This window comes from Spirillospora sp. NPDC048823 (assembly GCF_043198445.1).
GTDB lineage: Bacteria > Actinomycetota > Actinomycetes > Streptosporangiales > Streptosporangiaceae > Spirillospora.
Genome location: NZ_JBICUT010000017.1, coordinates 101,979 through 124,898 on the forward strand (window position 1 = coordinate 101,979; position 22,920 = coordinate 124,898).

At 71.2% G+C, this 22,920-nt stretch carries 21 protein-coding genes; 18 read left to right on the forward strand and 3 right to left on the reverse strand.

Annotated elements, in window-relative coordinates; all coding sequences use genetic code 11:
• The first annotated feature begins 263 nt into the window (after window positions 1–263).
• Complete coding sequence (locus tag ACGFK0_RS31075; RefSeq protein WP_392911286.1) at window positions 264–1,886, forward strand: AMP-binding protein; 1,623 nt, start codon at window positions 264–266, stop codon at window positions 1,884–1,886.
• Here ACGFK0_RS31075 and ACGFK0_RS31080 read toward each other — a convergent pair.
• The gene (locus tag ACGFK0_RS31080; RefSeq protein WP_392911288.1) at window positions 1,883–2,290 is read right to left on the reverse strand and encodes an ATP-binding protein; all 408 of its coding nucleotides are present in this window, start codon (window positions 2,288–2,290) and stop codon (window positions 1,883–1,885) included. The two genes, ACGFK0_RS31075 and ACGFK0_RS31080, sit on opposite strands and share 4 nt — an antisense overlap.
• Window positions 2,291–2,724: 434 nt before the next feature.
• On the opposite strand from ACGFK0_RS31080, the gene ACGFK0_RS31085 reads away from it, so the two are divergent.
• A complete protein-coding gene (locus ACGFK0_RS31085; RefSeq protein WP_392911290.1) occupies window positions 2,725–3,708 on the forward strand; it encodes a hypothetical protein in 984 nt (327 codons plus the stop codon).
• Between the two features lie 64 nt (window positions 3,709–3,772).
• Here ACGFK0_RS31085 and ACGFK0_RS31090 read toward each other — a convergent pair whose 3' ends face one another.
• The gene (locus ACGFK0_RS31090; RefSeq protein WP_392911293.1) at window positions 3,773–5,029 is read right to left on the reverse strand and encodes a helix-turn-helix domain-containing protein; all 1,257 of its coding nucleotides are present in this window, start codon (window positions 5,027–5,029) and stop codon (window positions 3,773–3,775) included.
• 680 nt (window positions 5,030–5,709) lie between these two features.
• On the opposite strand from ACGFK0_RS31090, the gene ACGFK0_RS31095 reads away from it, so the two are divergent.
• From ACGFK0_RS31095 to ACGFK0_RS31120, 6 genes are all read left to right on the forward strand, one after another.
• A complete protein-coding gene (locus ACGFK0_RS31095) occupies window positions 5,710–7,086 on the forward strand; it encodes a DUF6801 domain-containing protein (protein WP_392911295.1) in 1,377 nt (458 codons plus the stop codon).
• Window positions 7,087–7,131: 45 nt separating this feature from the next.
• Window positions 7,132–8,139, forward strand: a complete 1,008-nt coding sequence (locus tag ACGFK0_RS31100) for a cupin-like domain-containing protein (protein WP_392911297.1) — start codon at window positions 7,132–7,134, stop codon at window positions 8,137–8,139.
• Window positions 8,140–8,437: 298 nt separating this feature from the next.
• Window positions 8,438–9,784 carry a DUF6801 domain-containing protein gene (locus tag ACGFK0_RS31105; RefSeq protein WP_392911299.1) on the forward strand — a complete coding sequence of 449 codons (1,347 nt, stop codon included), beginning with the start codon at window positions 8,438–8,440 and terminating at the stop codon, window positions 9,782–9,784.
• A gap of 99 nt (window positions 9,785–9,883) precedes the next feature.
• Window positions 9,884–11,029: a DUF6801 domain-containing protein gene (locus ACGFK0_RS31110; RefSeq protein WP_392911301.1), complete on the forward strand. Its 1,146-nt coding sequence runs from the start codon at window positions 9,884–9,886 to the stop codon at window positions 11,027–11,029.
• Window positions 11,026–12,318: a lipase family protein gene (locus ACGFK0_RS31115; protein ID WP_392911304.1), complete on the forward strand. Its 1,293-nt coding sequence runs from the start codon at window positions 11,026–11,028 to the stop codon at window positions 12,316–12,318. The genes ACGFK0_RS31110 and ACGFK0_RS31115 overlap by 4 nt, the downstream gene beginning before the upstream one ends.
• Window positions 12,319–12,343: 25 nt before the next feature.
• Window positions 12,344–12,862 (forward strand): hypothetical protein, encoded by a 519-nt coding sequence (locus ACGFK0_RS31120; RefSeq protein WP_392911306.1) that lies wholly within the window; start codon window positions 12,344–12,346, stop codon window positions 12,860–12,862.
• A 20-nt stretch (window positions 12,863–12,882) separates the two neighbouring features.
• Here ACGFK0_RS31120 and ACGFK0_RS31125 read toward each other — a convergent pair whose 3' ends face one another.
• Window positions 12,883–13,212, reverse strand: coding sequence for a hypothetical protein (locus ACGFK0_RS31125; RefSeq protein ID WP_392911308.1), 330 nt, complete (start codon window positions 13,210–13,212; stop codon window positions 12,883–12,885).
• A gap of 220 nt (window positions 13,213–13,432) precedes the next feature.
• Here ACGFK0_RS31125 and ACGFK0_RS31130 point away from each other — a divergent pair, with 220 nt between their 5' ends.
• From ACGFK0_RS31130 to ACGFK0_RS31175, 10 genes are all read left to right on the forward strand, one after another.
• On the forward strand, window positions 13,433–14,218 hold the full coding sequence (locus ACGFK0_RS31130) for an MlaE family ABC transporter permease (RefSeq protein WP_392911310.1): 786 nt from the start codon (window positions 13,433–13,435) through the stop codon (window positions 14,216–14,218).
• A gap of 3 nt (window positions 14,219–14,221) precedes the next feature.
• Window positions 14,222–15,049 carry an MlaE family ABC transporter permease gene (locus ACGFK0_RS31135; RefSeq protein WP_392911312.1) on the forward strand — a complete coding sequence of 276 codons (828 nt, stop codon included), beginning with the start codon at window positions 14,222–14,224 and terminating at the stop codon, window positions 15,047–15,049.
• Window positions 15,046–16,320 carry an MCE family protein gene (locus ACGFK0_RS31140; RefSeq protein WP_392911314.1) on the forward strand — a complete coding sequence of 425 codons (1,275 nt, stop codon included), beginning with the start codon at window positions 15,046–15,048 and terminating at the stop codon, window positions 16,318–16,320. The genes ACGFK0_RS31135 and ACGFK0_RS31140 overlap by 4 nt, the downstream gene beginning before the upstream one ends.
• Window positions 16,317–17,357, forward strand: a complete 1,041-nt coding sequence (locus ACGFK0_RS31145) for an MCE family protein (RefSeq protein WP_392911316.1) — start codon at window positions 16,317–16,319, stop codon at window positions 17,355–17,357. The genes ACGFK0_RS31140 and ACGFK0_RS31145 overlap by 4 nt, the downstream gene beginning before the upstream one ends.
• A 92-nt stretch (window positions 17,358–17,449) precedes the next feature.
• The gene (locus tag ACGFK0_RS31150; protein ID WP_392911318.1) at window positions 17,450–18,454 is read left to right on the forward strand and encodes an MCE family protein; all 1,005 of its coding nucleotides are present in this window, start codon (window positions 17,450–17,452) and stop codon (window positions 18,452–18,454) included.
• The gene (locus ACGFK0_RS31155; protein WP_392911320.1) at window positions 18,454–19,449 is read left to right on the forward strand and encodes an MCE family protein; all 996 of its coding nucleotides are present in this window, start codon (window positions 18,454–18,456) and stop codon (window positions 19,447–19,449) included. Before ACGFK0_RS31150 ends, ACGFK0_RS31155 begins: the two co-directional genes overlap by 1 nt.
• Window positions 19,446–20,570, forward strand: a complete 1,125-nt coding sequence (locus ACGFK0_RS31160) for an MlaD family protein (protein WP_392911323.1) — start codon at window positions 19,446–19,448, stop codon at window positions 20,568–20,570. The genes ACGFK0_RS31155 and ACGFK0_RS31160 overlap by 4 nt, the downstream gene beginning before the upstream one ends.
• Entirely contained in the window at window positions 20,570–21,835 is a 1,266-nt protein-coding gene (locus ACGFK0_RS31165; protein ID WP_392911325.1) for an MCE family protein, read from the forward strand. The genes ACGFK0_RS31160 and ACGFK0_RS31165 overlap by 1 nt, the downstream gene beginning before the upstream one ends.
• A complete protein-coding gene (locus ACGFK0_RS31170; RefSeq protein ID WP_392911327.1) occupies window positions 21,835–22,404 on the forward strand; it encodes a hypothetical protein in 570 nt (189 codons plus the stop codon). The genes ACGFK0_RS31165 and ACGFK0_RS31170 overlap by 1 nt, the downstream gene beginning before the upstream one ends.
• Window positions 22,401–22,907, forward strand: a complete 507-nt coding sequence (locus ACGFK0_RS31175) for a hypothetical protein (protein WP_392911329.1) — start codon at window positions 22,401–22,403, stop codon at window positions 22,905–22,907. The genes ACGFK0_RS31170 and ACGFK0_RS31175 overlap by 4 nt, the downstream gene beginning before the upstream one ends.
• Window positions 22,908–22,920: the final 13 nt, after the last annotated feature.

The following is a 22,920-nucleotide window of genomic DNA, read 5'->3' on the forward strand; positions in this document are numbered from 1 at the left end:
ACGCTAGGAGCGTGCCGACCGCGTCCGGAATGCGGCGGACCGCCTTTCCGGCCTGTGGTGATCCACACCTCGCCTGGACCGGCAGCGAAACCCCCTCCCACGCCGAGGCACCCGATCCGATCCGTTCTCCGGGCGGAGGCGGATTGTTGTCAGGCGCGTGACAACCGCGTGACCGAATAGGTGAGTCAGCGTAGAAGAGGGGGGAATGCGGTTATCCGTACGGTTGAGATCCATCCCCTCGCACCTACGGCCGGAGGCGGCAGATGAGCGGACGATCGTCGGGTATCGGGCGCCGCACGGCGTTGGTCGCGCGGGCGGGCGGCATGTTCGTCCGGAGCGGGATGTCGCGTCCCGGACCGCCGCTGAAGGTCGCCCGCCAGCTCGGCGCGCTGCGCCGCTGGGGGACGCTCCTCGGCGGGACGGTCGTGTCCGCGGCGGCCCGCGACCCCGACGTCGTCGCGATCGTCGACGAGGAGGGGGAGCTGACCTACGGCGAGGTCGACGCCCGCACCGACCGGCTGGCCGCCGCCCTCGGGCGGCCCGGGACCGCACCCCGCGTCGCCGTGCTCTGCCGCAACCACCGGGGCATGATCGAGACTCTCGTCGCGGCCAGCAAACGCGGCTCCGACACCCTTCTGCTGAACACGGGCATGAGCACGGAGCAGCTCGTGACCGTCGTGCGCGAGCAGGACGTCGAGATCGTCATCGCCGACACCGAGTTCGCCGACTTCCTCGCGGCCGTGCCGAAGACCGTCCGCGTCATCAAGGCGGGCGGGACGGGCTCGGAGCTGGAGAACCTCATCGTCACCTCGCCCGCGGTGACGGTCGAGCCGCCGTCGAAGGCGGGCCGGACGATCGTCCTCAGCTCCGGCACGACCGGCCGGCCCAAGGGCGCCAACCGGCATTCACGGCCGGGCCTGTCGCCGATGGTGTCGGTCCTGTCCCGCATCCCGTACCGGGTGCACGAGCGGATGTTCATCGAGGCGCCGCTGTTCCACACCTGGGGATACGCGATGCTCCAGGCGGCGATCCCGCTGCGCGGCACGATCGTGCTGCGGTCCCGCTTCGACCCCGAGCAGACGCTCCGGACGATCGAGTCGACCAAGGCGACCGCGCTGGTCGCCGTGCCCGTGATGCTCCAGCGCATGCTGGACGTCCCGGAGTCCGTGCGGAGCAAGCACGACACGTCCTCGATGCGGATCGCGGCCGTCAGCGGCTCGGCGCTGCCCGCGACGCTCGCCACGGCGTTCATGGACGAGTTCGGCGACGTCCTCTACAACATGTACGGGTCGACGGAGGCGTCGTGGGTCACCATCGCCACGCCCGCCGACCTGCGCGCCCGTCCCGACACGGCGGGCACGCCGCCGCCGGGGACGAAGGTCGCGATCCTGGACGACGCCGGCGAACGCGTCCCGACCGGCACCACCGGACGGATCTTCGCCGCGAACGAGCTGCCGTTCGACGGCTACACCGGCGGCGGCACCAAGGAGATGCGGGACGGCCTGATGAGCCTCGGTGACGTCGGGCACCTCGACGAGGAGGGCCGGCTCTTCGTGGAGGGCCGCGACGACGACATGATCGTCTCGGGTGGCGAGAACGTGTTCCCGAGCGCGATCGAGGAGGTCCTGACCGCTCTTCCGCAGATACGGGAGGTCTCGGTGATCGGGGTACCGGACGAGAAGTTCGGGCAGCGGGCCGCCGCGTTCATCGCCCTGCGCGACGGCGAGTCGCTCGACGCCGACGCCGTCCGCGCCCATGTCCGCGACCATCTCGCGCGCTTCGCCGTCCCACGCGAGGTGCACTTCGTCGACGCGCTGCCGCGCAACGCCACCGGCAAGGTCGCCCGCCGCGAACTGCAGTCCCGCGTGGGCGACGAGTCGCGCTAGGCGCCGGCCGGCGGGCGGGCGGAGTCCACGACGAACCAGAGGCGGGTGCGGCGCGGGGACTGGTCGAGGCCCCACTCGTCGGCGAGCGCGTCGACGACGGTGAGGCCGCGCCCGTGGTCGAGGCGCCGTTCGTCGTGGCGGGGCTGCCGGGCGGGCCCGTCGTCGGCGATGTCGACGCGGATCCGCCGGCCGTCGGTGAAGACCGTCACGCTGACGAGCCCGGTGCCGTGCAGGACGGCGTTGGCGACGGCCTCGGCGGCCATCAGTTCTACGTCGTCCAGGAGCGTCTCGTCCGCGACGACCTTCGCGGCGCGCTCGCGGACGGTGCGGCGGGCCCGGCGGCCGCCGTCGCCGTCGCCGGTGAACTCGAACGGTTCACCGAGCCGTTCCATCCCCACGGTCACTCATTCACCACACAGTCGAGTCGGAAGCGCACCGCAATCATTCACCTCCGGTGAGTGATCGGGCAATGTCATGGACGTATTGATCTCGGCCTTCCGGGGGCGTCGTCAGCGCTAGACGCGGAGCCTACGGTACGAGTTACCGCAGCATCCGCGCATTGCGAAAATATGAAACAACGTCCACGTTCTTACTCACTCCAGCAATAACCGGGCGGTCGCGACGGGCCTGGACGCACGCCTCCGGGCACACTTCCGGGTTATTGCTCACCTAGACGTACAAAACGGGCACTTTCTCCGTCTCTCGACCTGGATCGCCGGACGCCTTCCCCGTGTCACGATCCGAATCATCAGCGTTTTCGCCGGGCGGCGGAGATGGGGTGCCGCCGGCCGGTGACACCCCGGGCTCCGGCCGGAGCCCCACCCCCGGAGGTGCGCCCATGCAAGCGGTCGTCCTCGCCTGCGCCGCGCAGGCCGTCTACATCGCCGCGTACGTCCTGTTCAAGACCGCCACCGGGCGGATGCGCCCGATCGGCGGCCGGCATCCGCTGCACGCCGCCGGACGGCTGGTGCGCGGCCCCCTCTGGTGGACCGGCGTCGTGGTGATGCTGGCGGGCTTCGCGCTCTCGGCCACCGCGCTCGTCACGCTCCCGGTCATCGCCACCCTCCCCGCCTTCGGGCTCAGCCTCGTCCTCCTGCTGGTCGTGGGGATGAGCGGGTTCGGCGAGCGGCCCACCTCGCGCGAGTGGCTCGCCGCGCTCATCACCGTGGCCGCGATGGTCGCCGCCGCGCTGTCGGTCATGCCGGGCCCCGGGGAGTCGCTCCCCGAAGCGCTGCACCGGACGGGCGGCGCCGAGGCGGCCGCCGCGCTCCCGCTGTGGAAGGCCGCCCTCGTCTGCGTGCCCTCGCTGGCCCTGCCGCTCTGGATGCTCTGCGTGCGCGACCGCCAGACCAGCGGCCGGCACGCGAGGCCCCTGACCGGCATCGCCTACGGGCTCGGCGCCGGTGTCCTGCTCGGCGCCACCGAGGTCTTCGGCATGGGCATGGCGACGATGCTCGCCGGGGACCACCGGGCGGACGTGCCGACCTCGCCGCACCCGTACCTGTTCCTGCTCGCCGGCGTCCTCGGGCTCGGGCTGCTGTCGATCGGGCTGCAGCGCTGCCGCCTCACCATCATCGTCACGGTCGTCACGGTGACCGCGAAGACGCATCTGCTGCTGTCGGCGACGCTGCTGTACGGGGAGCCGTGGCCGCGCGATTCGGGGCTGTTCCTGCTGAGGGGCGCGGGGGTCGGGCTGGCCGTCCTCGCGCTGATGGCGTTCCCCCGCCACGAGCGCCGCCCCCGGGCCGTCCGGGACGCCGCGGCGCCGCGGCACCCGGCCGCGCCGCGCGCCCTGCCCCCGGCGCCGTCACGGCTGGTCTGATCCTGGTCAAGGTCCTGGAGAGCGGCCTCCTGCCCGCACAGAACACCTTGGGCATAGGCCGCGTCTAGCGTTGGCGGGCCGAGGTGAGGGCCGGTGCGGCCGGGGGAGGCTGCGGGGGGCGGCGGAGGTGCGCGGCGCGGAGGGCCACCTCGATCCCGAACCGCAGCTCCGGGTCGTCCAGATCGTCGCCGAAGGTCTGCTCGATCTTGCGCATCCGGTACCGGACGGTCTGCGGGTGGATGTGCAGCAGCTCGGCGATCTCGGCGGCGGTGCCGCGGGTCACGAGCCAGGTCCGGAGCGTCTCGGTCAGCCGGTCCTGCTGGCCTGGCGTCATACCGTCCAGGACGCCGAGGCGCCGCCGGGTCAGCTGCTCGACCAGCGCCGGGTCCGACAGCAGCCACAGCGGGACGAGGTGGTCCTCGCACAACGTCACCGGGCCGTCGCCCAGGGCGCCGTCGAGCGCCAGGCCGAGCGCCCGGCGGGCCCAGCGCAGCGAGTCCGCCGCCTGGCCGGGCGGCATGGGGAGGCCGACCGCGACGCGGCGGCCGGGGATCGCCTCGTCCAGCATCGTGCGGCGGCCGTCCGTGAACGGGCCGGGCAGCAGAAGGAGCGGTTCGGCGCATTCCAGGTCGGCGAGGACGTCCTCGTCCAGGGCGGTCCACACGCAGCGGGCCTCCGGCTCGACGGCGACCAGCGTGACCTCGTCCGGGACGGGCCACCCGGACGCCCCGGCCAGTTCGGCGACCACGGCGTCCCCGGGCTCCGGGCCGTCCAGGAGGAGGTGGAGCAACCGCCGGCGCCGCTCGTCCAGCGCCGGGATCGGACGCTCCCTGGCCCGCCGGTAGCCGTCGAGGGAGTGCGCCGCGAGATCGTCCAGGTAGACGAACAGGGCCTCGGCCAGCCGCGACATGACGGACGAGGAGATGTCGTAGCGCGGTGCGACCTTCATGACACGCCGCCACGCGACCTGGCCGCCGATCCGGTAGGCGGCCTGCAGGCAGTCCATGCTGCGGCCCTCGTGCGCCTCGTACTGGCCGAGCATCCGGGCCGTCCCGGCGGAGTCCTCGCTGACCGCGGACATGCCGGGGAGCGCGGCGACGCGGTCGACGAACGCGGCCAGGTTGTGCTCCACGCTCAGCCGCAGCACATGGCCGTAGGGCCCGTCGAGCGGCCGGGCGTACTCGGGAATGGCGCGGCGGATCTCGGCGACGATCTCCTCGGCGAGGGTCGGCAGCTCCGGCCGCATCAGCCGGGCGAGCCGCGGCGGGAGCCGGCCGTCGCGATCGAAGGGATCACCGGATTCGAGGGCTGCTCTGGTCATCGACACTGACACACCTCCGTATGGCCCGGTGTGATGCGGGGCACGCCGACGGTACGCAGGACCAGTGCGCCACTTCTCTAGAGCTGAAGAACAAATCCTTGAGGCCAGTGCTCAACCACTTATAGGAACCGCGGCCGACCCGGACGACGCCGCTATCTCGAATACGCGGAACATGAATAATCTTCTTATCCAGCCCATCTCGCAACCACGGCGCCGGGCCGGGGGTGGTCACGCGGCAGGGTGGCGGCTGCCGGTTCCCGACAAAATTAAATGTGCGGCCTAATGAAAGTTATCATTTGATGATAATGATTGATTCGGGTCGGTGGCCGGCCGTGGCAATGCCTTAGTCAACTGAGTGAATCGCGCCCTCTTCTTCGTCGCGGACTCGATTTATTCGGAGCCGGACGTTCATTACGTTCCATGACTCTGGACCGCGACGACCGAGGGGGTGGAGTGCGTTGGCCGCCTCCTCCTCGGTAGCGGTGGACAGGCCCGAGCCCGAGACGGACGCCCCGGCACGCTGCCGATGCTGCCGTTCGCGATCCTCGCCATCGTCCTGCTCTACGAGGGGATCGCCGTTGGCTTCCCGGCTGGACGTGACCTGTGAACCCGATGACCCGTCCCCGTGACCCGTGACCGGTGAGTCCGCATCAGCTCAGCTTCAGGAGAGGTGACCGACCATGAGAATCCGGGCCCGCTGGGCGCTGGGGGCGGTGACGGCGATCGGGCTCGGCACGGTCGTGTCCGGGTCGCTGCCCGGCGGCACCGCGACGGCGCAGGAGGCCGACGCCGCGCTGAGCTACACGTGCCGGTTCCCGTCCGGGGCGTCCCACGAGGTCGGTGTCCGGGTGCGGGGGACGTTCCCCGAGTCGGGGACGGCCGGCGAAGCGGTCCGGCCCGGGCGGATCACGGCGACGATGACGATCCCGAAGGCGGCGCTCCCCGAGGTGACGGCGCTCGGCGGCGTCTCCGTCGCGGGCACCGCGCGGCTGGCGACGACCGCGACCCAGAACGGCACGTCGGCGCCGGTGGCGTGGGATGGGCTGACCACGCCGTCCACGCCGCTGCCGGAGGACGCCGACCTGGAACTGGCCGCGTCCGGCGACGTCCCGCCGGTGACGCCCGCCGGAACCGGTGACGTGACGTTCGCGGCCGGGGATCTGGCGCTGACGCTCGACCCGCGCGACGAGAAGGGCGGCACCCCCGAGGACGCGAAGCCGCTGGCGGCCACCTGCTCGCCGTCCGGGGAACAGGACGCCACGCTCGCCACCGTCCCGGTGCTGGCGGGGGAGGCCCCGGCGCCGAGGACGGCCACCGCGCCCAAGGCCGGGCCGCCGCCCGCCGCCGAGGCCCCCGGCGGGACGCCCACGGAGTGCGGAACGTACGCCGGGCCCACCGACGACTGGATGCCGGGCTGCGTCTACCTGTCCGGGTTCGCGAACGTCGCGAGGCTCAAGGGCGCGACGATGCTGAACGACCCGGAGCTCGCCGAACCGGCGCTCACCAACATGATCTACATGATCACGAAGCCGGGCGCCTCGGTACGGCAGCGGTTCGTCGCGCCGCTGCGGTCGACGTCCACCTTCCTGACGTTCGGCCTCATGCCCACGACCGCGACGATGGAGATGACGCAGCGGCCGCTGAAACCCGGTGACCCCGACGACCCCCAGGACTACGGGACGTTCGAGGCGGTCAGCGACCTGCAGACCGGGATCCAGTCGGTCAGCGCGCACATGCGGATGTCGATCCGGATCCGCGACGTGAAGGTCAACGGCACCCCGCTGGACGTGGGCGCGAACTGCCGGACCGCCACCGACGCCGACATCACGCTCAAGGGGCAGATGCCCAACATCCTGCAGGGCGGGGTGGTCGAAGGGGCCTTCACCATCCCGGCGTTCCGCGGATGCGGTACCGGCGAGGACCTCGACCCGCTGCTCAACGGCTCGGTCGCCGGCCCCGGGAACCTGCTGCGCGTGACGCTCGGGTCGACCTGCATCCCGTTCGCCGACATCAGCTGCCCGCCCGTACTTCCGCAGCCGTCCCGCAATCCGGGCTGAGCGCTCCGCCGAGCCGAGCCGCCCGCCGAAGAGAGGAGCAATGCCGTGACCACACGCCCGAAGGACGACTGGCGCCGCTGGATCGCCGAGAACCTGCTGCTCGGCAATCCGCCGGAGGCGATCCGCCCGGTACTGGCCGAGAACGGGTTCACCGAGGAGGAGGCGGCCCGCGAGGTGTCCGGGGCGCTCGCCAGCCCTTACGTGCAGGGCGCTTCCCGGATCGCGAACCGGCTCCGCAAGCGCGAGTGGACCCTCACCGTCTACGGCCGGCTCGCCCGGATGCGCGCCGGCGGCGGCGAGATCGAACGCCGGGAACGGCTCTCGCGGGACGAGTTCTTCGAGGAGTACTACTTCCAGAACCGCCCGGTCATCATCACCGGGATGCTCAAGTCGTGGCCGGCCTGCACGAAATGGGACCTCGGCTACCTCCGCGACACCTGCGGCGACCAGGAGGTCGAGGTGCAGTTCGGGCGCGAGTCCGACGAGAACTACGAGATCAACGGGCCGCAGCACAAGAAGCTCATGCCGTTCCGCGAGTACGTCGACATGGTGGAGACCGCCGGGACGACGAACGACTTCTACATGACGGCCAACAACACGTCCCGCAACCAGGAGGCCCTGGACGTCCTGTGGGACGACATCGACCCGCTCGGCGAGTATCTCGACGGTGACGCGCGGGGCAGGAGCTTCTTCTGGCTCGGCCCTGCCGGGACGAAGACGCCGTTCCACCACGACCTCACCAACAACTTCATGGCGCAGGTCATGGGCCGCAAGAAGATCAAAATGGTGCCGCTGCACGACACCGCGTTCATCTACAACACCGTCCACTGCTATTCGGAGGTGGACGCGAGCGCGGTCGACTACGAGCGGTTCCCCTCGATGCGGAAGGCGCAGGTGCTGGAGTGCACGCTCGCGCCCGGCGAGCTGCTGTTCATCCCGATCGGCTGGTGGCACTACGTCGAGGGCCTGGACGCCACGATCACGATGAGCTTCACCAACTTCCGGCGCTACAACGACTTCGCCTCGGACTACACGACGTACAAGCACCTCTGAGCGTCCGGACGTCGACCGCGAACGATCGCTGGATGACAAATTCTGAGCCGGTGAACCGGCGCTCGATCCACCGCTGAGCAATTGTTGTCATCCGGCGAGCGCCGGTCGCCCGAGCGCCTTGAAAAGATGTCATTTTCTGCGTGTTTCCGGATTTTGAAAATGACCATGGATTCGTGTTGAGCCGGTGAGTGTAACTGCTTCCGATTTTGTCAGTGGACCGTAAAGACACCCACCGTACCGGTCGGTAGTTTTCGGTTCGCAGTTTCGCCACTCGGTCCCTCCCGACGAAAGGCAGAAAATGGAAGAGAAGCACAGCAGGCGCGGCCGGCGCTCGGCCAGGGGCCTCGCGGTCGCGGCCATCGGCGGACTCGGCCTGTCGACGCTCGGCGTCATCGCCGCCACCCCCGCCGCGGCGGTGCCGGTCCACCAGACGATCAACTACCACTGCGTCTTCCCGCTGATCGGCAACCAGCCGCTCACGGTCGACGTCCGGTCGGACATCCCGGCGGAGATCCCCGTCGGGGAGATGACCCCGGCGTTCCAGATCGAGGCGACCGCGCACATCACCGGGACCATCACCAACGGTCTCCGCGCGGTGAAGGCCACCTCCATCGAGGGGACGGCGACGGCCGACGCGACGCTGTCGGTGCCCGAGATGTCCAACCTCCCGGTGGCCGTCGACGCGGTCATCGCGCAGACGGACATCCCGCAGGAGGCGGGCGCGGAGTGGGACCTGATCGCCACGGGCAGTGCCCCGCAGCTGGTCTTCACCCAGACCGGCCACGGCGAGATCTTCGTCGGGGACATGGTCCAGCGCATCAACCCGAAGAAGGCCGACGGCACCCCGGTGTGGGAGGGCGGCCAGAACGTCCAGTGCACCAAGGACCCGGGCCAGGACGACCCGTTCGCCACCTTCGAGATCACGGATGGGACGCCCACCCCGACCCCGACCCCCACCCCCACGCCGACCCCCACCCCGACGCCTACCCCCACCCCCACGCCTACCCCGACTCCCACTCCCACCCCGACTCCCACCCCCACCCCGACTCCGACGCCTACCCCCACCCCGACCCCCACCCCCACGCCGACTCCCACGCCCACCCCCACGCCCACCCCGACTCCCCCCGGCGGTGAGCACTACGAGTTCACCCTCGCCGGTGAGACCTTCGTGAAGGCGGCGAACGGCAAGGCGCCGCTGACGGGCTCCGTCGGCGCGGACCTCAACCTCAACACCGGCGAGGTCGCCGCGGACCTGCAGCTCGCCCCGACCAAGGGCAACTTCCAGGTCCTCGGGTTCCTGCCGGTGACCGCCGACATCGGGCTCGTCACCCAGGGCCCGACGACCGGCCTCTACAAGGACGGCCAGCTGACCACCAACAGCACGGTCATCACCAAGCTGTCGTCGTTCAGCGTGTTCGGCGCGATCCCGATCGGCGGCGGCGAGGAGTGCCAGACGGCCGAGCCGTCCAACATCCAGCTGCAGTCGGCCGCGGGTGAGTTCTTCGACCCGAACGCCGGCGGCGACATGAGCGGCACGTACTCGCTGTCCGACATCGAGAACTGCGGGCCGCTCACCGGCATCCTCAACCTCTTCACCGCCGGTGACGGCAACACCATCGACCTGACCCTCACGCCCAAGGCGTGACGGCGGCGATGAGCTGACGGTCAAAGAAACGCGGCCCCCGCCGTACCGCACATGCGGCGGGGGTCCGTCTCGCCCCTGGCAGCCCCGAGAGGTCGACACGTGAGAACGAAGAAGAGAACGGGCAGGGCCGGCGCGGCCCTCGCCGCGGGCGCCGCCATGCTGGCGTCGAGCCTCGCCGGCGTGGCGGGCGCGGGCCCGGCCGCCGCGGAGCCGGCAACCCTGGGGCTGGACTACCACTGCACGTTCCCGCTGCTCGGGCCGCAGCCGGTCCATGTGGAGCTGAGCGCGGACGTTCCCGGCGAGGTCGTCGTCGGCGAGTCGATGCCCGGGATCGTCGTCGACTCGGTGTCGACGGTGAACGCCGAGTCCGCTCGCGGCCTCACGGCGCTGTACGCGGTGACGCTGGAGGGGAACGCGCTCGCCGACGCGACCCTGACCGTGCCCGAGATGCCGGACGGCCTGCCCGTCGCGGTCGACTCCGTCCTGGAGAAGACGCCGATCCCCGCGTCCGGCGCGTTCGCGGTGAAGGGCAGGGGCCAGGCGCCCGGCCTGGTCTTCACCCAGGTGGGTCCCGCCGAGATCACCGTCGGGAACCTCGTGCTCACCCTGACCCCGAGGACGTCCGACGGCGGCGCGTCCGGACTCGGCACCTTCGAGTCCGAGTGCACCCAGGACCCCGGGCAGGACAACGTCCTCGCCGCCTGGGACATCGTGCCGGCCGGCGGGCCGGAGCCCACCGGGTACGCGTTCGCGCTGAAGGGCGCGTCCACGATCAAGGCTTCCGGCGGAGCCGTCCCGCTGACCGGGGCCCTGGACGCCGAACTCAGCGGAAACTCGATCACCGCCGACCTCACGCTCGACCCCTCCACCACCCAGATGCAGGTCTTCGGCTTCCTGCCCGTGACGGCCGACGTCGCGTTCGCCCCCGAAGGCGGGACGACCGGAACCTACGAGGACGGCGTGCTCACCACCACGTCCAAGGTGACCACCAGGCTGCCGGCGTTCAACGTGTTCGGCGTCATCCCGATCGGCGGCGGCGACGAATGCCGGACGTCCGAGCCGTCCGGCATCACGCTGACCTCCGCGCCCGGCTTCGACCCGGACACGGGCGGCACGCTCAGCGGCACCTATGACCTCTCGGCCCTCACCGGCTGCGGCGCGCTCACCGGCCTCCTCGGCGACTCCATCACGGGCCCGGACAACGAGATCAACGTGACGCTCACCAAGAAGGAGCAAGTGCGGTGACCCTCCACCTCCGCCGAGCCGTCAGTCGTCACCTCGCGGCGTGCCGCCCTCACCGGAGGCGGCATGAGGGCGACACGCCGCGACTCAACGGCGGGTTCCTCCTGTGCGTCGTCGCGGTCCTGCTGTCGCTGACCGCCGCACCCGCCTCCGCCGCGACGCCCGCCGGGGCGCCGGTCAGTGATCCCGGTCCCGCCGGGGACGCGTTCTACACTCCGCCGTCGCCGCTGCCCGCCGGGGCGCCCGGCGACGTCATCCGGGCGCGTCCGGCGAAGGCGGGGCCGCCCACCGCGCGGTCGCTCGCGAACGCGTGGCAGGTCATGTACCTGTCGACGAACGCGCTCGGCGAGCCCGTCGCGGTGACCGGGATCGTCCTCGTGCCGAAGAAGGCGGACGCGGCGCAGGCGCCGATCGTCGGCTTCGGGCCCGGGACCAGCGGGCCCGCGTTCCGCTGCGCGCCGTCCAGGTTCATCGACCAGGGCGCGTTCTACGAGCAGGCCGCGCTGAACGAGATGCTCGCGAAGGGCTACGCGGTCGCCGTCACCGACTACGAGGGCTACCACGAGAACCCCGCGACGACGTACGTGGTCGACTCGATGGGGTACGCGGTCATCGACGCCGTCCGCGCGGCGCAGCGGCTCCCCGACGCGGGCCTTTCGCAGGACGCGCGGGTCGCGTTCCGCGGCTACTCGCAGGGCGGCGCCGCCGCGATGTGGGCGGGCCAGAAGCAGCCCGGGTACGCGCCGGAGCTGAAGCTCGCCGGGGTCGTCGGCGGCGGGGTGCCGGCCGACCTCGCGTCCGTGGGCCTCCCGCTGGAGGGCCAGGATCCCTTCGGGTTCCTCCTCAACTCGATGATCGGCATGGACAACGCCTACCCCGAGCTGAACCTGGAGTCCCATCTCAACGACGCCGGCCGCGCCATGGTGAGCGACCTCGAGGGGAACGGCTGCACGCTGGAACTCCTGCTCGACCACCAGGGCAAGACGATCCCGGACTACTTCACCACCAGCCCGTTCGCGACGGAGGCGTGGCTGAACCGGGTCGCCCAGAACCAGCTCGGCACCGGCCCCGTCGCGGTCCCGGTGCTGCAGTACCACTCGACCGCCGACGAGATCGTCGCGTTCGGGCAGGCCGAGGATCTGCGCGAGAGCTACTGCGCGCTCGGTGTCCCCGTCACCTGGAAGACCTGGGACGGGATCGGCCACATCACGCTCGTCTACCGCGGCAACGAGGACGCGATGGCCTTCCTCTCGGACCGGTTCGCCGGGAAGCCCGCCGCCTCGAACTGCTGACCACCCCGTCGAAAAGGAGAAAAGAATGGTTCGGCGATTCATTGCCGGAGTGGCCCTCGCCTCGGTGGCCGCGTGCTCCGTGGCCGGATGCGGTTCGGAGGAGAAGAAGGAAAGCCCGGAGGTCGCGTGGGCGGGGAAGGCGTGCGGTGTCCTGACGAAGGGCGCCCCGCTGCAGGCGCCGAAGCTGGACAACGCCAGCGTGCTGAAGTCCAAGGCGTCCCTCCTCAAGCTCCTCGAAGGCATCTCGGATCGGATGCGGAAGCTCGAAATGGGGCTGACGGGGCTCGGCGCGCCGCCCGTCGACAATGGCGAGGCGGTGTTCAAGACCGCCATGAGCAATCTGATGAGCACGCATTCGACGGTCACCACCGCGTCCAGGAACCTGGAACGGGCGAAGGTGACCGACAAGAAGACGCTGCAGCGGGCGGTCGGCCAGATCGGGCAGGCGTTCGGGAAGTACAACACCTATCAGGGGCCCGAGCAGGACTTCCGCAAGAGCCCGGAGTTGAACGCGGCGTTCGACAAGGCCCCGGCATGCAAGTAGCGGGGGAGCCGGGCCCGCGGTCAGGACGAGGGCGCGCCGGAACGCCCGATGCAGGCCATGAGGGCCTTCTGCGTGCGCTCGTCCTGCGGGTCCGGCTTCCACGTGCGGACATCGTCGGGGACCTCGACGCCCTGCTTGCGCATGCAGGCGACGAAAGCGTTCACGACCTTGGACGGAACGGCCGAGGGCGTTCCGGGCGCCTCGCCGGGGCCCTCGCCGGTGGGCGGGGCGACGGGCGTGCTGCTCGCCGGCAGCGGAGCCGCCGTCGGCTCGGCGCCGCCGTCGCCGCCGCAGGCGGTGAGCGCCAACGCCGGGACGAGCAGCACGGCCGCCAGATGACGTCGGTTCATTGGGGGGCCTCCAGTGGTCGCGGGGGCCTCGACGATATCCAATGACCGCCCGCCGCGTCCCCCCTCTCGGGCTTTCCAGCGCGCACAATAATTGCGCGCGCCGGCCGAGAACATGTCATCGGCGGATAGAAAACGGCGCACCGTGCAATTAGCGGTGTCCCGCTTCTTGCGGCCAGAATTTACCGACCAGTAGCTTCGTGAATGGGAAGGGAGGTCAATCATGGTGGGTTCCGTTATCGGATATCCGCTTGGCGCGCTGCGCGAAACCGGCCGGATGTTCGCGCTCGGCGCCACCGTGCTCGGCATGATGTTCCGGCGGCCGGTCCAGTTCCGCGAGTTCGTCCAGCAGTTCTGGTTCATCGCCAGCGTGACGATCCTGCCGACCGCGCTCGTGTCGATCCCGTTCGGCGCGGTGACCTCGCTGCAGGTCGGCTCCCTCACCCAGCAGTTCGGCGCGCAGTCGTTCACCGGCGCCGCCAGCGTCCTGGTGGTGATCCAGCAGGCCAGCCCGATGATCGTGGCGCTGCTGGTGTCCGGGGTGGCGGGCTCCACGATCTGCGCCGACATCGGCGCCCGGACGATCCGCGAGGAACTGGACGCGATGGAGGTCCTCGGCGTCTCGCCGATCCAGCGGCTCGTCGTCCCCCGCGTCCTCGCCTGCGTCGCCGTCGCGGTCCTGCTGAACGGCCTGGTGTCGGTCGTCGGGGTCGCGGGCGGCTACTTCTTCAACGTCCTGCTGCAGGGCGGCACGCCCGGCGCGTACGTGGCGAGCTTCTCCGCCCTCGCCCAGCTCCCCGACATCTACGTCGGTGAGGCGAAGGCGCTGCTGTTCGGGTTCGTCGCCGGCGTCGTCGCCGCCCACCGGGGCCTGAACCCCAAGGGCGGGCCGAAGGGCGTCGGGGACGTGGTGAACCAGTCGGTCGTCATCACGTTCCTGCTGCTGTTCCTGCTCAACCTCGTGATCACCGGGATCTACCTCCAGGTCGTCCCGCCGAAGGGAGGCTGAGCGATGGCCGTGTTGCGTGCCGGGCCGAACCGCTGGTTCGCGTGGCTGGACCAGCCCGGCGACCAGGGCACCTTCTACGTCAAGGCGCTGCTGTGGACGCCGCGCGCCGCCCGCCGCTACCGCAAGGAGGTGCAGCGGCTGCTGGCCGAGGTCGCGTTCGGCAGCGGCGGCCTCGGCGTGATCGGCGGGACGATCGGGGTGATGGTCGCGATGACCCTCGCCACCGGCGTCGTCGTCGGCATGCAGGGCTACTCGGCGCTCCAGCAGATCGGGACGTCGGCGTTCACCGGGTTCGCGTCCGCCTACATCAACACCCGCGAGATCGCGCCGGTCGTGTCGGGGCTCGCGCTGTCGGCGACGGTCGGGGCCGGGTTCACCGCGCAACTCGGCGCGATGCGCATCAGCGACGAGGTGGACGCCCTGGAGGTGATGGGCATCCCGTCGCTGCCGTACCTGGTGACGACGCGGATCATCGCGGGCGCGGTCGCCATCGTCCCGCTGTACGCGATCGGGCTGCTGTGCGCGTACCTGGCGTCCCGGACGGTCACGGTCGTGGTCAACGGGCAGTCCGCCGGCACCTACGACCACTACTTCGCGCTGTTCCTGTCGCCCGTGGACGTCGTCCTGTCGTTCTTCAAGGTGCTGGTGTTCAGCGTGCTGGTGATCCTGTCGCACTGCTACTACGGCTACCGCGCGGCCGGCGGGCCGGCCGGGGTGGGCCAGGCCGTCGGCCGCGCGGTCCGCACGTCGATCGTGCTGATCAGCGTCAGCGACTTCTTCTTCAGCCTCGCCGTGTGGGGCACGAACACGACGGTGAAGGTGGCGGGATGAGCGCCCGGGACGGGATGCTGCGCAGGCGGCTCGCCGGGGTGGCGTTCCTGCTCGTCCCGGCGCTGCTGGTGTGGCTGTCGGTCGCCGTCTACAACAAGAGGTTCACCGAGGTCACCCGGGTGACGCTGGAGGCGGCGAGCGCGGGCGGCGAAATGCATCCGCACGCCGACGTGAAGCTGCGCGGTGTGGTGGTCGGCGAGGTCCGCGAGATCTCGTCCGACGGCGGTGTCGCGACGCTGGAGCTGGCGATCCAGCCGGACAAGGTGCGGCTCCTCCCGCGGAACGTGTCGGCGCAGCTCCTCCCGACGACGCTGTTCGGGCAGCGGTTCGTCGCGCTGATCCCGCCCGAGCGCCCGGCGGAGGCGCGGCTCACCGCCGGGAGCGTGATCAGCCAGGACCGGTCGGCCAACGCGATCGAACTCCAGCAGGTGATGGACAACCTGTATCCGCTGCTCACCGCCGTCCAGCCTGCCGAGCTTGCGGCCACCCTCACCGCCATGTCGCAGGCGCTGGACGGGCGCGGCACCGAACTCGGGCAGACGATGGTGGAGCTGGACGCCTACCTCAAGAAGATCAACCCGCACATGCCGGCGCTCAACCGCGACATCAAGCGGTTCGTGGAGGTCACCCGGCACTACGACGAGGCCGCGCCCGACATCATCCAGGCGCTGAACGACTTCGGCTACACCAGCCGGTCGATCGCCGCCCAGAAGAACGACCTCGCGATGCTGTACGCGTCGGTCACGGGCGCCTCGCAGAACCTGTCCGACTTCCTCCACGAGAACTCCGGCAACTTCATCCGGCTGACGGCGCGGTCACGCCCGACGCTCGAACTGCTGCAGAAGTACTCGCCGGAGTTTCCGTGCACGTTCCGCATGCTGACCGACTTCGTCCCGGTGATGGACGAGGTCCTCGGCAAGGGCACGAAGCGGCCCGGCCTGCACGTGAACGTGACCACGCTGCCGTCCAAGGGCCGGTACGTGCCCGGCCGGGACCGGCCGCGATACACCGACAAGAGCGGCCCGCACTGCTACCCGGCGGGCGGGGCCGCGGGTTTCGGCGAGCAGGCCGTGAGATCGGCGCCGCCGGACGCGGACACACCCGTCGCGGTCGCCCCGGGCGCGCTCGGCCTGCCCAACTCGCCGGAGGAGAACCGCCTCGTCAACGAGCTGCTCGCACCCGGCCTGCAGGAGGTCCCCGAGGCGCTGCCCGACTGGAGCGCCGTCCTCGCCGGCCCGGTCTTCCGGGGCACGGAGGTGAGGGTCGAATGAACCAGAAGGGCCTTACGGCGCCGCTCGTCAAGTCGGCCGCGTTCGTGGTGGTGACCGTGGTCGCCACCGCGATGCTGGCGCTCAGCATCACGCGGACGGGCGGCGGCGACACCGTCCCGTACAAGGCGCGGTTCACCGACGCGTCCGGGCTCCGCGAGGGCGACAGCGTCCGGATCGCGGGCGCCGAGGTCGGCCGGATCGCCGGCATCGAGGTCGTCGAGCACCGGGTCGCGCTCGTGTCGTTCTCCGTCGGACGCGGTCACCGCCTGCCCGCCACGTCCACCGCCACGATCAAGTACCTGAACCTGATCGGGCAGCGGTACGTCGAGCTGGAGCGCGGCACCGGCGCGACAGGGACGCTGAAGCCCGGCTCGACGATCCCCGTCGAGCGGACGACCCCCGCGCTCAACCTGACGCAGCTGTTCAACGGTTTCCAGCCGCTCTTCCAGGCGCTGTCGCCGAAGGACGTCAACCGGCTGGCCGGGTCGATCATCCAGGTGCTGCAGGGCGAGGGCGGCACGGTCGAGGGGCTGCTGTCCACGGTCGGGTCGCTCACCAGCGGGATCGCGGACAAGGACAAGGTCATCGGGCAGGTCATCGAGAACCTGAACGTCGTCCTGGACACCGTCAACGGGCGCGGCGACAACCTCGGAAACCTGATCTCCACGCTGCGCCGGCTCGTGTCCGGCCTGGCCGCCGACCGCACCGCGATCGGTTCGGCGATCGGGGCGCTGGACGATCTCGCCCGCACCACCACCGACCTGCTCAAGGACGGCCGCGAACCGCTCAAACGCGACATCGAGCAGCTCGGGCGGCTGTCGGAGAACCTGGCGGACGAGTCCCCGACGGTCGACTCGTTCCTGCGGCTGCTGCCCGTGAAGATGGCGGCGATCGGACGGATCGGCTCCTACGGGTCGTGGCTGAACCTCTACCTCTGCGAGGCCGACCTCAGCGGCGTCACCTACAAGCAGTACCCGGGCGAGAACAACCCGCCGCCCACCGGCATCCCCCTGACGGCGAAGAGGTGCGGCGAATGAGCAAGAACGCGCGAAGCGGTCCGGGGGGTGCCGGGAGGCGGCCCTCGACCGTCAGACGGCCCTCGACCGTCAGACGGCCGCGGCTGAAACCCGTGCGGGAACGGAACCCGGTCGCCGTCGCGGTCGTGTCGCTCACGCTGGTCATCACGGCGGGGCTGCTGGCGTTCAACGCCAAGAGCCTGCCGGTCATCGGCGGCGGCACCCGCTACACCGCCGACTTCAGCGAGGCCGCCGGGCTGCGTCCCGGCAACGAGGTCCGCGTCGCCGGGGTGAAGGTCGGCGAGGTCACCGGCGTCCGGCTGAACGGCGCGAAGGTCACCGTCGCGTTCCGCGTCCGCGACACCTGGATCGGGAACGCCAGCACGGCCGCGATCGCGATCAAGACGCTGCTCGGCGACAAGTTCCTCGCCGTCGACCCGCTCGGCGCGCACGACCAGGACCCGGACCGGCGGATCCCCCTCGACCGGACGACGTCCCCCTACGACGTGACGGAGGCGTTCCAGGACCTCGCCGGGACGGTCGGGCGGATCGACTCCGCGAAGCTCGCCGCGTCGCTCGACGCGATCTCCACGACGTTCTCCGGTACGGCGCCGAGGGTCCGCAAGGCCCTCGACGGCATCTCCGCGCTGTCGAAGACGGTCTCGTCGCGGGACGCGGAGCTGGCGCGGCTGCTCGCGGGCACCCGGCAGGTCAGCGGGACGATGGCGGACCAGAGCGCGAACGTCGAGGCGCTGCTGCGGGACGGGAACCTGCTGCTCGGCGAGATCCGGCGCCGCCGCGAGGCCGTCCACGCGCTGCTGACCGGGACGCAGGCGCTGTCCCGGCAGATCGTCGGGCTCGTCGACGACAACCAGGAGCAGCTCGACCCGACGCTCCGCGCGCTCGGCCGCGTCACCGACCTGCTGCAGAAGAACCAGGACAACCTCGACAGGGCGCTGAAGACGGCCGGCCCGTACACGCGGCTGCTGGGCAACGCGCTCGGCAACGGCCGCTGGATGGACGGGTACCTGTGCGGGCTCGTCCCGAAGGAGTACCTGCCGAAGGGCAGCACGCCGCCTGAGAAGGGCTGCATGCCGCAGAAGAAGGGCGGGCAGTGATGTTGCGCAGGCTGGGCGTGCCCCTCATCGCGGCCGGGGTCGCCGTCGTCGTGGCGGCCGCCGTCGCGCTGGTCGTGGCGCAGCGGCCGGACGGCACCCGGATCACCGTCTACTTCACCACCGCGGTCGGCGTCTACGCGGGCTCGGACGTGCGCGTCCTCGGCGTGAAGGTCGGCACGGTCGACTCCGTCCGCGCCGAGGGAACCCAGGTCAGGACGGTCATGACCGTCGACCACGGCGTGGATCTCCCGATCGGCGCGAAGGCGGTCGCGGTCGCGCCGAGCCTGGTCGCCGACCGGTACGTCCAGCTCACGCCCCCCTACACCGGCGGCCCGGCGATGACGAGCGGCACCGTGATCCCGGCCGAGCGGACGGCCACGCCGATCGAGCTGGACCAGGTCTACGACAGCGTCAAGAAGCTCGCGGCCGAACTCGGCCCGGACGGGCTCAACAAGGACGGTGCGCTGTCGCGCCTCCTCGAAACGGGGGCGGAGAACCTGCGGGGCAACGGCCGCGACATCCGCACCACGACGGAGCGGATGGCGCAGGCGGCGAAGACGCTGTCGGGTTCGCAGCAGGACCTGTTCGCCACGGTCCGCGGCCTGCAGACGTTCACGACCATGCTCAAGACCAACGACGGGCAGGTCAGGCTGGCGGAGCGGCAGCTCGCCGACGTGGCGGGGTTCCTCGCCGCAGACCGGCACGAACTGGACGCGGCGCTGAAGGCCCTCACCGTCGCGCTCGCGCGGGTCAGGGTCTTCATCCACGACAACCGGGCGCGGGTCTCCGCCAACGTCGGGAAACTCGCCGAGATCACCCAGCTGCTGGTGAAGCAGCGCCGGTCGCTGGCGGAGGCGCTGGACGTCCAGCCGCTCAACGCCACCAACATCCTGAACGCCTACGACCCGGAGACGCGGACGCTGATGGGACGGCAGAACCTCGGTGAACTGCGCCCGCCGCTGCCGGTCGCGGGCGCGCGAAGGGCGGCGCCATGATCGGCCGGCACCTGGCCTGTGCGGCGCTCGCCGGCGCGACCCTCGCCGGCTGCGGATTCTCCGGCGTCCAGAACCTTCCGCTGCCCGGCGGCGCCGACCTCGGCGACCACCCGTACACGGTGAAGGCGCGGTTCGCGAACGTGCTGAACCTCGTCCCGCAGTCGGCGGTGAAGGTCAACGACGTCGCCGTCGGGCGGGTCGTGGAGGTCGCGCTGCCGGAGGGCGGCTGGACGGCCGAGGTCACGATGAAGGTCAACGGCGACGTGAGGCTGCCCGCGGACGCCTACGCCGAACTCCGCCAGTCGAGCCTGCTGGGGGAGAAGTTCGTGCAGCTCAGCGACGGCCCGTCGACCGTCCCGCCGGGCGGTACCGAGCCGGGCGGAACAGGGCCGGGTGGAACAGGGCCGGGTGGAACCGGGCCGGGCGGTTCGCAGCCGCCCGCGAGCACCGGCACGCTCGCGGACGGCGCGGTGATCCCGCTGTCGCGGACGAACCGGAACCCGGAGGTCGAGGAGGTGTTCGGGGCGCTGTCGATGCTGCTGAACGGCGGCGGCGTCGCGCAGCTGCGCACCATCACCGTCGAGCTGAACCGGGCGCTGGGCGGCAACGAACCGGAGGTCCGGTCGCTGCTGGAGCAGGCACGGAAACTCATCGGCGACCTCGACGCGAACAAGAAGGGCATCACGGACGCGATCGACGGCCTGAACCGGCTGTCGGCGACGCTGCGCGGACGCAAGGAGCAGATCGGCATCGCGCTCGACGACCTCGAACCCGGCCTCGCGGTGCTGGCGGAGCAGCGGGGCGCGCTCGTCCGGATGCTGAACTCGCTGGACGATCTGTCGCGCGTCGCGGTCAGCACCGTCCAGAAGAGCAAGGACGACCTGATCGCCGACCTCCGCGCCCTCGAACCGACACTCCGGAAACTCTCCGACGCCGGAACCGACCTCCCGGACGCGCTGCAGGTGCTGCTGACGTATCCGTTCACCGATGCCGTCCTGCCCGCCGTGAAGGGCGACTACCTGAACGTGTACCTCCAGGTCACCGCACGTCCCGGCACCGAGATCATCCCGCCGATCGCGCCGCTGCCCCCGGCGGGCCCGGCCCGGACCCAGGAGGACTGATGCTCACCGTCGGCACCCGGATCAAGAACCTCGTCTTCGTCGTCATCGGCGCCCTCGCCATGGGCTACGTGGGGCTCAACTACGCCGACCTCGGCGGATACGTCGGATACCGCGACCACTACGTCGTCCAGGCCGACCTCGCCGAGGCCGGCGGGCTGGCGGAGAACGCCGACGTCACCTACCGGGGCACGTCGGTCGGACGCGTCGGGGAGCTGCGTCTCGCCGGCGACGGCGTCATCGCCGACCTGAAGATCAAGAAGTCGGCGCCGAGGGTCCCGGCGGCCACGCGGGCCGTCGTGGCGAACCGGTCGGCGCTCGGCGAGCAGTACATCGACCTGCGGCCCGCGACGAGCTCCGGCCCGTACCTGGCGGCCGGGTCGGTCATCCCGCGCGCCTCCACGACGACCCCGGCACCCGTGACGGACCTGCTGACCAGCGTCAACGACCTCGCCGCGTCCGTCCCGACCGACGCGCTGCGGGCCGTCATCGGCGAACTGGGGCAGGCGTTCGCCGGGCAGGGACCGAACCTGCAGGTCCTCCTGGACAGCACGCGGAGCCTCACCCGCGCCGCGAACGAGAACGCCGGCCCGACCACGTCGCTCATCGTCGACGCCGAGACCGTCCTGCGCACGCAGAACGAGGAGGCCGCCGCGCTGAAGTCGTTCGGACGGGACGCGCGGCTGTTGTCCGAGCAACTCCGGAAATCCGACCCGGCGTTCCGGGAACTGGTATCCACCGCGCCGGGCGCGGCGGGAGAGTTCCGGGCGCTGATACGCGACCTGGACCCGTCCCTCAGCGTGCTCATCGCCAACCTGCTGACGACGTCCGAGCTCATGGCGCCCCGGTCGGACGGGCTGGAGCAGCTCCTCGCCAAGCTGCCGGAGGCGGTCGCGGCAGGCCGGTCGGTCGTGCAGGACGGGAAGCTCGACTTCGGGATGGTCACCACGTTCTTCGAACCGACGAACTGCACGTCCGGTTACGGCGGGACGACGTACCGCAACGGCCTCGACACCTCGCCCGGCCCCGCGCTCAACACGGCCGCCCGCTGCGCGCTGCCGCCGTCCAGCGGCGTCAACGTGCGCGGCGCGGGCAACGCTCCGCGCGGCCCCGTCCCGGTTCCGGCGCGCCCCGGATCTGTGCTCGGCGGCGGCCCGTCCGTAACCGGGGCGGCCGACGCCGGGCTGCCCGGTGCGCTCGCCTTGCCGGATTTGCCGCCGGGCCCGTCCACCATGAGCGGGCTGCTCGGCGTCCAGGGAGGACGCTGATGGCCACGACCACTGAACGGGAAACACACCCGGCCGCCCGCGCGAAGCACCGGCGTCGTCCGCTGTTCGCCCGCTGGGGCCTGGTCGGGTGGGCCGCGATCCTCGCCGCCGTGCTGTTCCTCGGCTGGTCCGCCTGGACGGTGTGGCAGGACGACCCGTCCGCGCGGATGGTGCCCGAACAGACGCGCGACCTCGTCCTGCGGAGCGCCGGGCAGCAGATCGCGGCGCTCAACACGATGAACCCCGCCGAGGTGGACGCCGGTCTCCGCGCCTGGCTCGACGCGTCCACCGGCCCCCTGCACGACCAGCTCAAGCGGGACGAACCGCAGAACCGGACCACGATCGGAAAATCGCGCACCACCGCCGCGGCGACCGTGACCGGCGCCGCCGTCACGTCCCTCGACGTCCGCGCCGGGAAGGCGAAGGTCATCGCGTCCGTGCAGGTCGAGCTGACTCTCCACGGGGGCTCGCCCACCCTCCAGCGCAAGCGGTTCGAGGCCGGGACGACCCGCACCCCGTCCGGCTGGAGACTCGAGTCGCTCACCGCGATCCCGGTCGGTGCCCGATGAAGCGGCTGCTGATGCTCTACCGCCCGTTCACGGTCGCGCTCGCCCTCGCCTTGTCCGCGGCGGCACTGGGGCCGGCGGCGGAGGCGTTGCGCGACGACGAGAACCCGCGCGACCGCGCCGTCCTGGACGAGGTGGCCACCACCGAGGTGACCGGCGACGTGTCCACGGCCCTCGCGAAGGTGTTCACCTACGGGCCCGGCGGCCTCGCCGCCACCGAGCAGGCCGCCTCGCGGGAACTGTCCGGCTCCGCCCTCAGGCAGTACCGGCAGATCTTCGGGCAGGTGAAGAAGCAGGTCCCGGCCCAGCGCGTCACGCTGGCGACCCGCGTCGTCCGCGCCGGGGTGATCTCCCTGACCGGGGAGAAGGCCCGCCTCCTGGTGTTCCTCGACCAGACCGCCACCCGCGCCGGCGAGCCCGCCGGGACGCCCGCCGCCGCCCAGCTGATGGTGACCGCCCGCCGCGACCACGGCCACTGGACGATCACCGACCTGAAGTCCGTCTGACGCCGGAGGCCCG